This is a genomic window from Gardnerella sp. DNF01195, assembly GCF_049244175.1.
Taxonomy (GTDB): domain Bacteria; phylum Actinomycetota; class Actinomycetes; order Actinomycetales; family Bifidobacteriaceae; genus Bifidobacterium; species Bifidobacterium leopoldii.
In genome coordinates, this window is the sequence record NZ_CP058383.1 from 405,429 (window position 1) to 418,883 (window position 13,455).

Consider the following 13,455-nt stretch of genomic DNA (forward strand, 5'->3'; position numbering starts at 1 on the left):
TTATTTAAATTTGGAGCGTTTGAATTTTTCATGCGCTCCATTTTTATACGAATTATAAGCGCGTCGAGGGTGGTGACTAGAATAACGAAGGTTCCGGTTCACGCTTAGCTATTGGGGCTTTGCGACCCGGGTCGCCCGAATTCCATAGGAGACATTATGAAGCAGGGTATTCATCCCGACTATCACGCAGTGCAGGTTACCTGCTCTTGCGGAAGCACTTTCGTAACTCGTTCCACCGCTGATGGCGATCACATGACGGTTGACGTGTGCTCAAAGTGCCACCCATTCTATACCGGTAAGCAGAAGATTCTCGACACCGGCGGCCGCGTGGCTCGCTTCGAGAAGCGCTACGGTAAGAAGACTAAGTAGCTTTTGTGACGCCAGCCCTGCTTTCGTGTAACTCGCGGAATCGGGGCTGGCGTTTTATGTGCTAAACATGTGTGTTTAGTGTTCTACATTTAACATTTAAATTTTTGATTTACAATCCGCGTTAAGCGCGACTACAAAGGAATATGATGGCTGAGTCAGTAGAGGAACAATTCCCGGCAGCAGTTACCGCGTTAGAAGAGTATCGCGATATTGAAAGTCGCATGGGAAGTCCGGAAGTTGCGTCAAACCCGGACGCTATTCGCAAGCTCGGCCGCAGGCACGCAGAACTCGGCTCAATCGTAAATGCTTACCTAAATTACAAGCAGCTTTGCGACGACTTTGAAGCCGCAAACGAAATGGCAAGCGACGACCCAGATTTTGCTGAAGAAGCTAAGCGCTTAGAAGAGCAGCTTCCAGCAGCAAAAGAAAAGCTTCGCACGGCATTAATTCCTAGGGATCCGGATGATGCGCGCGATATGATTATGGAAATTAAAGCTGGCACAGGCGGCGAAGAAGCTGCTCTGTTTGCTGGCGATCTATTGCGTATGTACATGCGTTATGCCGAAAAGCGCGGCTGGACTACCGTAATCCAAAGCGAAAATTCAACGGAACTTGGCGGCGTAAAAGACGTGCAGCTTGCGATTCGCGCAAAAGGTACTCCTGCTCCAGAAGACGGCGTGTGGGCAAGCATGAAGTACGAGGGTGGCGTGCATCGTGTGCAACGAATCCCAGTTACTGAATCGCAGGGGCGCATACAGACTTCCGCAGCCGGCGTAATCGTGTTTCCAGAAGCAGACGAAGATGACGACGAAATCGAAATCGATCCAAAAGATTTGAAGATCGACATTTTCATGAGCTCCGGTCCTGGTGGACAGTCCGTGAACACTACTTATTCCGCGGTTCGCATGACGCATATTCCAACCGGAATTGTTGTTAGCATGCAAGACGAAAAGTCGCAGATTCAAAACCGTGCGGCAGCCCTTCGCGTGCTAAAGTCTCGTTTGCTCGCTATGAAGCACGAGCAGGAGGCAGCAGAAGCGGCGGATATGCGCCACTCACAGGTGCGTTCGCTCGACCGCTCTGAGCGAATCCGCACGTACAATTTCCCAGAAAATCGTATTGTGGATCATCGCACGAATTACAAGGCTTACAATCTTGACCAGGTTCTTGACGGCGATTTGCAGCCTGTTATCGACAGTGATATTCAGGCGGATGAAGCTGACCGTTTAGCGCAAGCCAAGTAAGTAGCCGATTAAAATTTCTAAACAATTCTTAAAATGCAAGAACTTTTGCGAGTTTTGCGCGATGCTGTTAAAAAGCTTGAGTTTGCAGGTGTGGAGTCAGCAGAATATGATGCGCGCTTGCTGCTGGCTCACGCTTGCGGAGTGAGCTTAGCTGAGCTAAACAAAGCTCTGCTTATGGGTGATTACAAGAATTTTTCGCCCGATTATGCTAGCAAATATAGCGATTTTGTATCTAGGCGTGCTTCTCGCGAGCCGTTGCAGCATATTATTGGTCGCGCGCCTTTCCGCTACTTGGATTTGCGCGTTGGCAAGGGCGTTTTTGTGCCGCGGCCCGAAACGGAAATTGTTGTTGAAGCGGGATTGGATTGGCTTAGAGAATCTGGTATTAGCAAGCCTACGGTAGTCGATTTATGCGCAGGTTCGGGAGCAATCGGATTGTCGATTGCAACGGAAGTTGCAGACGCGCAAGTGTGGGCTGTAGAAAAATCTCCTGAAGCTTTTCAATATTTGCGAAAAAATTCTGAAGAAACTGCAAAGAATTACGAAAATATGCAGATTTCCAGTCGATACCATGCTGTTCTTGCAGATGCAACAAAAGCGCATATTTCAGATTTAACTCCTGAACTTCACGCAATTTGCGGCAAAGTAGATTTAGTAATAACGAATCCGCCTTACGTGCCGGAAAATCAAGTGCCGGAACAGATTGAAGTGCGAGAATATGATCCTCCGCTTGCGTTGTACGGCGGCTCTGTGGATGGCTTGCTTATTCCGGAGCAGATTATGCGCGCGGCTTTTGCGCTTCTTAAACCCGGGGGAGCTATGGTTATGGAGCATGATATTTCGCAAGGAGATGCGCTTAAAAAGTACGCGGAAAGCCTAGGTTTTGTGTGTACTCGAGTTGGAAACGACTTAACAGGCAGACCGCGATACACTTTTGCGCAAAAATATGACTTGAATCAGATATATGACTTGAATCAAATAGAAGAAAATAAGCAAAATAAACAACAAAAGCAACAAAAGAGGCAAAAATGAGCAAAATTTGCAATATCAACGGAGAATCACTGCAAATGGCAGCGCAAATTATTAACGAAGGCGGCGTAATCGTAGTGCCAACTGACACTGTGTATGGCGTTGCTTGTGACCCATTTAATGAAGCTGCAGTTGCAAAAATTTACGAGCTTAAGCGCAGGCCGCGCACGAAGGCGTTGCAAATTTTAATGAGCGGAGTGGAAGATTTAGAAAAACTTGGGCTGTATTTGCCGTCTCCGCTGGATATTTTAGGCAAAAAGTTCCTTCCGGGTGGATATTCTCCGATTGCGCGCGCTAAGAAGGACTCGGTTGCGTCCAAACTTGCAACGCTGTGCAAAACGAATGAGACTGATGAGAAAACTCAAGAAACTGAATCAACTCAAGCAATCGAATCAACTCAAGGTGTGCGCGTGCCTGATTGCCCGGAATTAATGCAAATTTTGCGCGTTACGGGCCCGCTGGCTGCTTCTAGCGCGAATCGCAGTGGTAACGAAAGTGCAGACAGCGTCGAGGAAGCATTTGAGGCTTTCGGCAACGAAATTCCGCTGTATTTGAACGCAGGTCCAACTCGCTCGCACGTGGCAAGCACGGTAGTTGGTGCGGATTCAAGCGATAAAGACGGTATTGTGATTTTGCGCGAAGGTGTGATTTCGGAGTGCGAAATTCGTAATGCGTTAAGTGAGTAAGTTTATTAACTTATTTCTGATACTAAATTTCTGGTACTAACAAATCGCTACAATCAAAATAAGCAAGCGAAAAATTTAGCAAACGCTGCTAAAACCAACGAAGTAATCGCATAGCAAAGGACGCATTTATGAGGGTATACCTGTTTATTGCAGCAATTGCAGGCGGTACTACGTGGCTTATTATGCCGCTTGTTCGTCACCTTGCGATCCGTATGGGTGCTGTTGGCAAAGTTCGCGCTCGCGACGTGCATACTATTCCAACGCCACGTATGGGTGGTGTAGGTATGCTTTTTGGTTTTGCAGTTGCGATGGCATTCGCTAGTTCTATGCCATTTATTTCTGGGCTTTTTGCAGGAACGCACCAGCCGTGGGTTGTACTAGCAGGAGCCGTTATGATATGCCTGCTTGGGGTATGCGACGACATTTGGGATTTAGATTGGATGCTAAAGCTTGCCGGTCAGCTGCTTATAGCTGTTTTTGTAGCGTGGGGAGGGTTGCAAATCGTAACTTTGCCGCTCGGTTCACTCGTGACGGCATCTCCAAGCGTGTCAATCGCAATAACTGCAATACTAATCGTTGCTTCAATTAATGCAGTAAATTTTGTAGATGGGCTGGACGGACTGGCTTCCGGAATTGTTGCAATTGGCGGAATTGCCTTCGCAACCTACTCCTACATGCTCGCGCGCACGTCGCCATCCTACGCATCAATGGCAACTCTTATTGACGTTGCAATGGTAGGTATGTGCGTTGGATTTATCATGCACAATTGGCATCCTGCGAAACTTTTTATGGGCGATTCCGGCTCCATGCTAATCGGCTACTTAATTACTTGCGCGTCGATTATTATGACCGGCCATTTGGATCCGTCCGCCGTTCACACGAGTATTTATTTGCCTGTATTTATGCCGATTTTATTGCCGATTCTTGTGCTGTTCTTGCCGGTTCTTGATATGTGTTTGGCGATTACGCGGCGTGTTGCTAAAGGGCAGTCGCCAATGCATCCGGATCGCATGCACTTGCATCACCGCATGCTTAGAATCGGACATTCTGTGCAAGGTGCTGTGCTGATTTTGTGGGGATGGGCGGCGCTGATTGCGTTTGGCTCTATTATGATTTTGTTCTTTAAAGCTGTGTATGTGCTTGTTGGAATGATTCTTGCTGCTGCGTTGCTTACTGTGCTCACAATGATGCCGTACTTGCGTCGTCGCCTGCCCGAACTTCGCAATTCGTAGCGTTTCGTTCGGAGTTTCGGCAAACGTCATAGCAAAAACGTATAGTAACCCTATGGCTACAACTGATATTAACACGAAATCCGTGTATGCTCCTGTTCCACCAATTTTCGAGAAGCTCGGTCTCGCTTATGACGATGTCCTTTTGCTTCCAAACGAAACTGATGTTATTCCGTCCGAAGTGGATACTTCCACTCGTCTGACTCGCGAAATTACCATGAAAGTGCCGACTATTTCGGCAGCTATGGATACTGTTACCGAGTCCGATATGGCTATTGCCATGGCGCGTAACGGTGGTATTGGAGTACTTCACCGCAATCTTTCTATTGATGATCAAGCTGCGCAGGTTGATATTGTTAAGCGCAGTGAATCCGGTATGATTACCGACCCGCTTACTGTTCACCCAGATGCTACGCTCGCCGATTTAGATAAATTGTGCGGGCGTTTCCATATTTCTGGTCTTCCGGTAGTGGATAGCGAAAATCATTTAGTTGGTATTATTACCAACCGTGACATGCGTTTTATTGCTTCCGAAGATTACGATCGCTTGAAAGTTAAGGACGTGATGACGCGCGAAAATCTCGTCACTGGTCCTTCCGATATTTCTAAGGAAGATGCTCACCGCTTGCTTGCGGATAACAAGATTGAAAAGTTGCCTTTGGTTGATGCTGAAGGTAAGCTTACAGGCTTGATTACTGTTAAGGACTTTGTGAAGACTGAGCAGTATCCGGATGCTACTAAGGATGATCAAGGTCGCTTGCGTGTTGCTGCTGGCATTGGCTTCCTTGGTGATGCTTGGCAGCGTGCGTGCGCTCTTATGGAAGCTGGAGTTGACGTGCTTGTGGTCGATACCGCAAACGGCGAGGCTCGCTTGGCTCTCGACATGATTCGTCGCATTAAGGCAGATAAGGCTTTCGACGGTGTGCAAATTATTGGCGGAAATATTGCAACTCGCCAAGGCGCACAGGCTATGATTGACGCTGGTGTTGATGCTGTAAAGGTTGGCGTTGGCCCAGGTTCTATTTGCACTACGCGTGTTGTTGCAGGCGTTGGTGTACCTCAACTTACTGCAGTTTACGACGCTGCTCAGGCTTGCAAGGCTGCTGGTATTCCATGCATTGCAGACGGCGGCATTCACTATTCCGGCGATATTGCTAAGGCTTTGGTTGCTGGTGCTGACACCGTTATGCTCGGCGGCACTTTGGCTGGATGTGAGGAAGCTCCTGGTGAGAAGGTTCTTCTTCACGGCAAGCAGTACAAGCTTTACCGCGGCATGGGCTCGCTTGGCGCAATGGCTCCTCGTGGTAAGAAGTCTTATTCGAAGGATCGTTACTTCCAGGCAGACGTTACCAGCTCCGACAAGGTGGTTCCAGAAGGCGTTGAAGGCGAAGTTCCATATCGCGGTCCACTTAACGCTGTGCTTTACCAGTTGCTTGGTGGCTTGCATCAGTCCATGTTCTACGTTGGTGCTCACAATATTAAGGAAATGCAAGAGCGCGGACGCTTTATTCGTATTACTGATGCAGGTCTTCGTGAATCTCATCCTCACGATATTGTGATGACTGCAGAAGCACCAAACTACAGCGGTTTCCACAACTAAGTCGCGTGGTGCGTAAGTTGCGCGATTAAATCGCGTATAAATCGCAACTATTTTAAACGGCGAAAAGTTACGCAAGTTACTCAAAACTTGCCTGCTTTTCGTCGTTTTTGTTTTGACAAGACAGATAAAATTATTATATAGTTAGTGGGATATCCCACTAAAAATGAGGTGATTTTGTGGAAGTAGTAAAAGATTATGACGTGCGTCTTGATAGTAAAAAGCGTGTAACTCTGCGTGGGGCTAAATATCCTTATTACAATGTTAAAGAATGCGATAATGGTTGTATTTTATTAGAGCCTCGTGAGCTTACTATTCCAAAGAGTATATCTTCTAGAACTCTTAAAAGTATGGATGAAGCAATTCGCAATTTTAATATTGACAAAGTCTCTGAACCAGTTGATCTTTCTGACGAAGCTCGTCGTCAAGCTGAAGCTCATGAGGGAAAATCATTTAATAACACAGATGAACTTATGCAGGATTTATTAGATGCTTAAATCAGTATTTCGTACAACTCAATTCAAAGTAGTCTGTACGAAGATGTAGGCTGATGGGTTCGAAAAAATATTAGGAAAGGAACGAAAATGGCTGAAGCTAAGGAAGATCTTACGTTTACGCCGGAAGAGTCGCGCTTAATTTGGATTGATTGCGAGATGACGGGACTCGATATTTTCCACGACGAATTATGTGAAGTATCTGTAGTTCCAACCGACTTTAATCTGAAAGTTTTGGACGACGGCATTGATTTAGTGATTAAGCCGAGCGATGCTGCTGTGGCTCATATGAACGATTTTGTACGCAATATGCACACTTCTTCCGGACTTGTTGACGAGTGGAATAAGAATGGTTTGCCTTTGGAAGAAGCGCAAAAGCAGGTAGTTGAATACGTAAAGCGCTTCCTGCCGGCTCGCGGAAAAGCTCATCTTGCTGGAAACTCCGTCGGTTCCGACAAAAAGTTCCTCGACCGTTACATGCCAGATTTAATGGCAAATCTGCACTATCGTGTAATAGACGTAAGCACGTTGAAGGAAATTTCGCGCAGGCTTTACCCGGACGTTTACCGCAATAAGCCGGCAAAACATGGCGGTCACCGTGCGCTCGCGGATATTATTGAGTCGATTGACGAGCTTCGTTACTACCGCGATATGATGTTCGTTCCAGCTCCAGGCCCAAGTGAGTCTCAAGCAAAAGCTGGCGCACAGCACATTGAAAGCACGAGCTTGCTTCGTGACTACGAACGCCGCGGAGAGGCGCTAGAAGACGTAAATTCCGCAGAAAAGCGCGACTACTAAACACAACGCTACTATTAAATAAAGCGTGACTACTAAACGCAATAAAAGGTACTGCCAATGAAGCAATCCGAAGCTCTAACCATAATCAACGCTGGTGCAAGCGCGTTCATTACCGGCGCTCCGGGTGCAGGTAAAACCTACGTATTAAACGAAGCTATTCGCGAAATGCGAAAGAACGGTTTAAGCGTGGCTGTAACGGCTTCTACCGGAATCGCAGCAACTCATTTAAACGGTCAAACCATTCACTCTTGGAGTGGAGTTGGAGTTGCAAACGCACTTACGGATACGCTTCTTAAAACCATTAGAGCTAGGCGAGGAAAGCGCATAAAAGCCACGGACGTGCTCGTGCTGGACGAAGTTTCAATGATACACGCGTGGCTTTTCGACATGGTTGACGAAGTATGCCGAAAAGTGCGCAAAAATCCCGCTCCTTTCGGCGGGCTTCAAGTAGTTATTTCGGGCGACTTCTTCCAGCTGCCTCCTGTTAGCACTTCTATGCGAAATCGTGACGTGTTCGAGCCGAGCCCGGAGTTTATTTCGTCGCGCGAAAAGTATGCTGCAGCTGGAAAAAATCCGGAAGGCTATATTACGGAATCTTTCGCCTGGGATGCTTTGAAACCTGTTGTGTGCTATTTAACTGAGCAACATCGTCAAGACGACGGTAAGTTACTTGATGTTTTAACAGATATTCGTAGCGGTCTAGTAAGTGACGACGATAAGCAAGTGTTGGCCAGCCGTCTTGGTGAGTATCCGCAAGATGACGAAGTTGCAGTACATCTTTTCCCAACGAACGCGCAAGCAGATGGTTTAAATAATATGCAGCTTGCGGAAATTAATGCTGAGCCTCACGAATTCGTTGCAACGGAAGCAGGACCTAAAAATCTTGTTGAACGCTTAAAGAAGAATATGCTTGCTCCGGAGCGTTTAGTTTTGAAGGCCGGAGCTGCTGTGATGGCATTGCGTAATGACCAAGAAAAGCAGTATGTAAACGGCTCTGTTGGACGTGTGTTGCGTTTTGTGCCTGAATCTAAAGGTGGCTGGCCGATTGTTGAGTTTGAAAACGGAAATATTGTCACTCTTAAGCCAGCTGCGTGGGAAATGACGGACGGTGAGACTGTACTTGCTAGCGTAAATCAAGTGCCTCTTCGTTGCGCGTGGGGAATTACGATTCATAAGTCGCAAGGTATGACGCTCGATAGTGCGGTAATGGATTTGCGTAGAACTTTCGCTCCTGGAATGGGATATGTTGCGCTTTCTCGCGTGGAAAATCTGGGCGGTCTTTATTTGGAAGGTATTAACGATCGCGCGTTTAGCGTTTCAGTTGATGCCGTTCTACTAGATGGATCTTTGCGCGATGCTTCCAAACGTGCGAGTGAGATGCTTGCTAGCGATGGTGCTTCTGTATTTTTGACAGATAAGTTTGAAGGCGATTCTGCAAATCAGCAAGAGTTTGACATTTTTGGCGCTGTCAATTACGCAGATAATGAAGAGTTTTCCTTCGATGACGAGTTTTAGTGCGATTTTTTGTGGAACATTTGCGCGACGACCTGCCTGAGCGCTGCGATTTAGCGCGCGAAGGCAACTCGGAGCGGAAACTCGCTTAAGTTGGAAGTCCGGGGGACTTCCAACGCGAGTTTCGTAGCGAGCGCGTTACCCGCGCGAGCGTTTTGGTGCTTTTTTGAAACATTTGCCGTGTATTTTCTCTGGCGTTTGTTGTCGTTTTTGCGTATTTGGGAAACATTTGCCGGAGTTTTAACTGGGTTTTTGTCGCTGCTTTGGCTTGTTTGTTTAGCTGTGTAAACAAGTGTTTATGTCCTCATGCGCAAATAGATTGGAACGCATGAATTCCAATGTACTTCGTATGTCTCAGCTGTTCCTTCGTACGCTGCGCGAGGATCCTGCAGACGCGGACGTGACTTCCGCAAAACTTATGCAGCGCGCAGGCTATATTCGTAAATCTGCCCCAGGTGTGTGGACTTGGTTGCCGCTCGGACTCAAGGTTTTAAACAAGGTTCAAGCGATTATTCGCGAAGAAATCAACGGTATCGGTGCGCAGGAAGTCCACTTCCCAGCGCTTCTTCCGCGTGAGCCTTATGAGGCTACAAACCGTTGGGAAGAATACGGCGACAACATCTTCCGCCTTAAAGATCGTCATGAAGCTGACTATCTTCTTGCTCCAACGCACGAAGAAGTTTTCACGCTCCTTGTTAAGGATATGTATTCTTCGTACAAGGATTTGCCTGTTACTTTGTATCAGATTCAAACAAAGTATCGCGACGAATTCCGTCCTCGCGCAGGTCTTATCCGCGGTCGCGAGTTTATTATGCAGGATGCTTATTCGTTCTCAATTGACGAAGATGGTTTGAAGTCTGCTTACGTTGAAGAGCGCGCTGCTTACGCTCGAATTTTCAACCGTTTGGGCATTAAATACGTGATTGTTCACGCTGTTTCCGGTCCAATGGGCGGTTCTGATTCTGAGGAATTCTTGGCTCCAATGTCAATTGGTGAAGATACTTTTGCTCTTGCTCCTTCCGGAAAAGCTTGGAATGTTGAGGCTCTTACCACTCCAGAAATGTCTGAGATTGATTATTCTGCAACTCCTGCAGCAGAAGCGCTCGAAACTCCAGACGCTAAGACGATTGAAGCTTTGGTTAAGGTTTCTAACGATTTGCATCCGCGTAAAGATGGCCGCGAATGGCAAGCAGACGACACTTTGAAGAATCTGATTATTGCTGTTAAGCACCCGGCTGATGCTGAGGGTGGCGAGCATGAGGAGCCATGGCGCGAAATTGTTGCTATTGGTATTCCAGGTGACCGCCAGGTAGATATGAAGCGTCTTGAAGCTCAGTTTGCTCCTGCAGAAATCGAAGAAGCAACTGAGGATGATTTGAAGTCTCATCCTGAGTTTGTTAAGGGCTACATTGGTTTTAGCGTATTAGGTCCTCAAGCTCGCAAAGAGGGTAGTGGTATTGAAAATCCTGTTCGCTACTTGATGGATGCTCACGTTGCGAAGGGAAGCGCCTGGATTACAGGAGCTGACGAAGACGGAAAGCACGTTTACAACGCTGTTTACGGTCGCGATTTTGAGGCTGACGGCGTTGTTGAAGCAGCCCAGGTTCGTGACGGCGATATGAGCCCAGATGGTTCTGGTCCGCTTAGCTTCGAACGCGGTGTGGAAATCGGTCAGGTGTTCCAGCTTGGCTTAAAGTATTCTAAGGCTTTGAGCTTAAGCGTTCTTAACGAAAACGGTAAAGCTGTGCCAGTTTGGATGGGCTGCTACGGTATTGGCGTTAGCCGCGTGATCGCATGCTTGGCAGAAACACATCACGACGACGCTGGTCTCGCATGGCCTATGGCGATTGCTCCAGCTCAAGTTCACGTGGTTGCAACAGGCAAAGATCAAGTTGCTTTCGATGCTGCTGAAAAGGTTGTTGAGGAGCTTAGTAAGCAGGGAATCGAAGTAATCTTCGACGATCGTCCAAAGGTTTCTCCAGGCGTGAAGTTTAAGGATGCTGAGCTTGTTGGCGTGCCGCTGATTGCTGTAGCAGGTCGCGATACTGTGAACAATGGAACAATTGAAATACGCGATCGCAACGGTTCAAACGTTGAAGCAGTTCCAGTTGACGAAGCTGCAAGCCGCATTGTAGAGCGTGTCAAAATACTTTTGAATAAGTAAAATTTGATGCGTAATTTTGAATCGTGAGAAATATTAATAACTTGTGGGCTCTGCGTTTGCATCCCACTTGTTTTATATATACGTAATAGGAAGAAGTTACACATATGTTTTGTGAAAAATGTGGATCACAAATTAGTGATGATCAGCAATTTTGTAATGAGTGTGGAGCGAGGATTGATTCTTCTATTGGTTCGCAAACTTCTGCAGAACAAATAAATAATCCACAGCAAGCAGTTTATAACCAATCAGAACAGCAGATGTATCCTCAGGTTTATGAGCAGCCTGTAGACGCGCCTAAGAATAAGAAAAGTAAGTATTCAAAATTAACAATTATTATTTCGGCAGTAGTTGCATTAGTCGTGGTAATTGCTGGAATAGTTTGTTTTTTGAATCTAAATAAAAGAGTAAATAGTGCTGATGGGTCTCATAATAACGTAATTAGTGAGGCTGGAAAACAATATAAAAAAGTTCTAAAAGATTTTAGCGAAACCAAATCTTCCGGCAGCAGTGACATGAAGTATTCCTACACATTATGGGATATGAACAAAGACTCTATCCCAGATTTAGTGATCACTTCTTGGCACAGTTCTGATCCTATTAGGATGATAAACGCAACATATGGTGTTCGTGTTGTTTCTTACGATGGTAAAAAACTTACAAAATCAGAAAAGTTGACTTCTAGTAGCGATTCGTATGCAACTTTGTATTTTAACAAGAATCATGATGGAATAGTTACAATTGCACCAATTGGTTCCGATGCTACGAGTGATGGAGATATGCCTTGGGCAAAAACAATATATCGCCTAAATAAACACCATAAATTCACAACTAGCTCTGAAACTGTTGAGCATCCGTTAGGAAGCGATGGTGTTGTTCAAGGTAGTGATGAATTATCAAAAGTAGTAATGCCGTCGTTTATTTCAATTTCAGACATGAGAGGTGTTGACGCATTAGTGAATAATGAAGAGAATTCACAAAAAGTGCGTGAGCATAATAAGAATGTTCAGGATTGGATTGAAAAGGGTTACCAAGTCTACACTGGAAGAGTAAAGACGTTAAGTAAGGAAGAGGCTAAGAACTTACCTGGCGCTGATAAGGATGATACTACTGGCTTCACAGACACTTATGATAATAATGCACGCTTTACTGTTCTTTTGCTAGATAATCCATCTTCAGTTACAGTGGATAGTGGTTTTATGGATTGTGCTTTAAGACCAACTATTACTTTCGCTAATAAAGTAGCTGTGCTTATCAGTGACTCTAATGATGGAACTAATAATAATTTCAAACAATACGAAGGTAAGAGAATTACTATTGCAACGAAACCTAATGGCATTATGTATCATGGTGGTGATTTGCCTTATGGTCAGCCATCGGTTTCTTCTGATGACATACATGTGATTAAGTAGTAGATATCTCAGTTTCAGTAAATTAGGAAATACTTAATTTGCGAAATAGAGAATAAATAGATTTGCCGCCAGGAATGTTGATTCTTGGCGGCTATTTTATTTTATTCATATTAATTTGCTTACCGTTGCGCGAGTTTGAGGGATTTCTTGAGTTGCGATTTTATTTTTCTTAAATATCAGTTTCGCCCCCAAATTCATCATTCAAAATGCTTGCGTTAGAGTTATTTTGTTGTGCCCTATTGTTCTGCTGTGCTTGATTACTTTCTTTCGCATGATCATTTTTAGCGGAATCAGCGTTTCGCTTTGTAAATTGAGTAGTTCCACGATTTAAATCGTGACCAATAGTAGCCGCTTCTAAAATTATGCGATTATAATCATTGCCGTCTTTTGTCCAACTTTCAGTACTCAAATTTCCAGAAACAACAATTGCATCACCTTTATGCACGCTTTTAAGAACGTTTGAAGCCAAAGTTCGATACGCCTTCACAGTCATCCATGTGGTTGGACGCTCATGCCATTGCTGCTCATCATTTCGATAATAAGATTGTGTGCTTGCAATTCGTAGAGAACAAGCAGGAGAATTTTCGTTGCGTCCAAAACTTATTGGTTCTGCGCCTACAAATCCGCTAATAGTCACAGTTGACTGTTGTTGTACCATATTCATCATCCTTTCACGATTTGGACTGCAGCCATTTCAGCCCCGAAATCAGAGCCACCATTGCCCCTGAGCTTCGCAGCCACAAGGAAATGCCGCAGTAATAACAACTATGAATGTTTTGCGAGAATTGTTCTAGAAAATTCTTTTATTGTGGTTAAAAGCTATGTTTTAACCACAATTTATTAAAAATATTGACAATAAAATCACTTGTAAAACAGCAAGATTGCAAGCATTTTCGCAATAATTCCTTATTAAGAGATACTATT

Annotated in this window: 12 protein-coding genes; 11 read left to right on the top strand and 1 reads right to left on the bottom strand. The window is 45.4% G+C overall.

Translation table 11 applies throughout. The annotated features are described in order from the left end of the window. The first annotated feature begins 156 nt into the window (after positions 1 to 156). From rpmE to HXT43_RS01450, 11 genes are all read left to right on the top strand, one after another. On the top strand, positions 157 to 369 hold the full coding sequence (gene rpmE, locus HXT43_RS01400) for a 50S ribosomal protein L31 (RefSeq protein WP_004118797.1): 213 nt from the start codon (positions 157 to 159) through the stop codon (positions 367 to 369). A gap of 146 nt (positions 370 to 515) precedes the next feature. Beyond that, positions 516 to 1,613: a peptide chain release factor 1 gene (prfA, locus tag HXT43_RS01405; protein WP_004118799.1), complete on the top strand. Its 1,098-nt coding sequence runs from the start codon at positions 516 to 518 to the stop codon at positions 1,611 to 1,613. 33 nt (positions 1,614 to 1,646) lie between these two features. After that, positions 1,647 to 2,645 (top strand): peptide chain release factor N(5)-glutamine methyltransferase, encoded by a 999-nt coding sequence (gene prmC / locus HXT43_RS01410; protein ID WP_004119662.1) that lies wholly within the window; start codon positions 1,647 to 1,649, stop codon positions 2,643 to 2,645. After that, the gene (locus HXT43_RS01415) at positions 2,642 to 3,328 is read left to right on the top strand and encodes a Sua5/YciO/YrdC/YwlC family protein (RefSeq protein ID WP_174191595.1); all 687 of its coding nucleotides are present in this window, start codon (positions 2,642 to 2,644) and stop codon (positions 3,326 to 3,328) included. Before prmC ends, HXT43_RS01415 begins: the two co-directional genes overlap by 4 nt. Positions 3,329 to 3,456: 128 nt before the next feature. Continuing rightward, positions 3,457 to 4,560, top strand: a complete 1,104-nt coding sequence (locus HXT43_RS01420; RefSeq protein WP_112928773.1) for an MraY family glycosyltransferase — start codon at positions 3,457 to 3,459, stop codon at positions 4,558 to 4,560. Positions 4,561 to 4,612: 52 nt separating this feature from the next. Continuing rightward, positions 4,613 to 6,157, top strand: coding sequence for an IMP dehydrogenase (gene guaB, locus HXT43_RS01425; protein WP_112928771.1), 1,545 nt, complete (start codon positions 4,613 to 4,615; stop codon positions 6,155 to 6,157). A 176-nt stretch (positions 6,158 to 6,333) separates the two neighbouring features. Beyond that, entirely contained in the window at positions 6,334 to 6,651 is a 318-nt protein-coding gene (locus tag HXT43_RS01430) for a hypothetical protein (RefSeq protein WP_082851852.1), read from the top strand. Positions 6,652 to 6,738: 87 nt separating this feature from the next. Beyond that, the gene (gene orn, locus HXT43_RS01435; protein ID WP_004107431.1) at positions 6,739 to 7,446 is read left to right on the top strand and encodes an oligoribonuclease; all 708 of its coding nucleotides are present in this window, start codon (positions 6,739 to 6,741) and stop codon (positions 7,444 to 7,446) included. 57 nt (positions 7,447 to 7,503) lie between these two features. Continuing rightward, complete coding sequence (locus HXT43_RS01440) at positions 7,504 to 8,961, top strand: PIF1 family DEAD/DEAH box helicase (RefSeq protein ID WP_112928768.1); 1,458 nt, start codon at positions 7,504 to 7,506, stop codon at positions 8,959 to 8,961. A gap of 325 nt (positions 8,962 to 9,286) precedes the next feature. Then, entirely contained in the window at positions 9,287 to 11,122 is a 1,836-nt protein-coding gene (locus HXT43_RS01445; protein WP_415707135.1) for a proline--tRNA ligase, read from the top strand. 104 nt (positions 11,123 to 11,226) lie between these two features. Next, positions 11,227 to 12,531, top strand: a complete 1,305-nt coding sequence (locus HXT43_RS01450) for a zinc ribbon domain-containing protein (protein WP_415707136.1) — start codon at positions 11,227 to 11,229, stop codon at positions 12,529 to 12,531. Positions 12,532 to 12,700: 169 nt separating this feature from the next. Here HXT43_RS01450 and HXT43_RS01455 read toward each other — a convergent pair whose 3' ends face one another. Further along, positions 12,701 to 13,189 (bottom strand): single-stranded DNA-binding protein, encoded by a 489-nt coding sequence (locus HXT43_RS01455; RefSeq protein WP_112928764.1) that lies wholly within the window; start codon positions 13,187 to 13,189, stop codon positions 12,701 to 12,703. Positions 13,190 to 13,455: the final 266 nt, after the last annotated feature.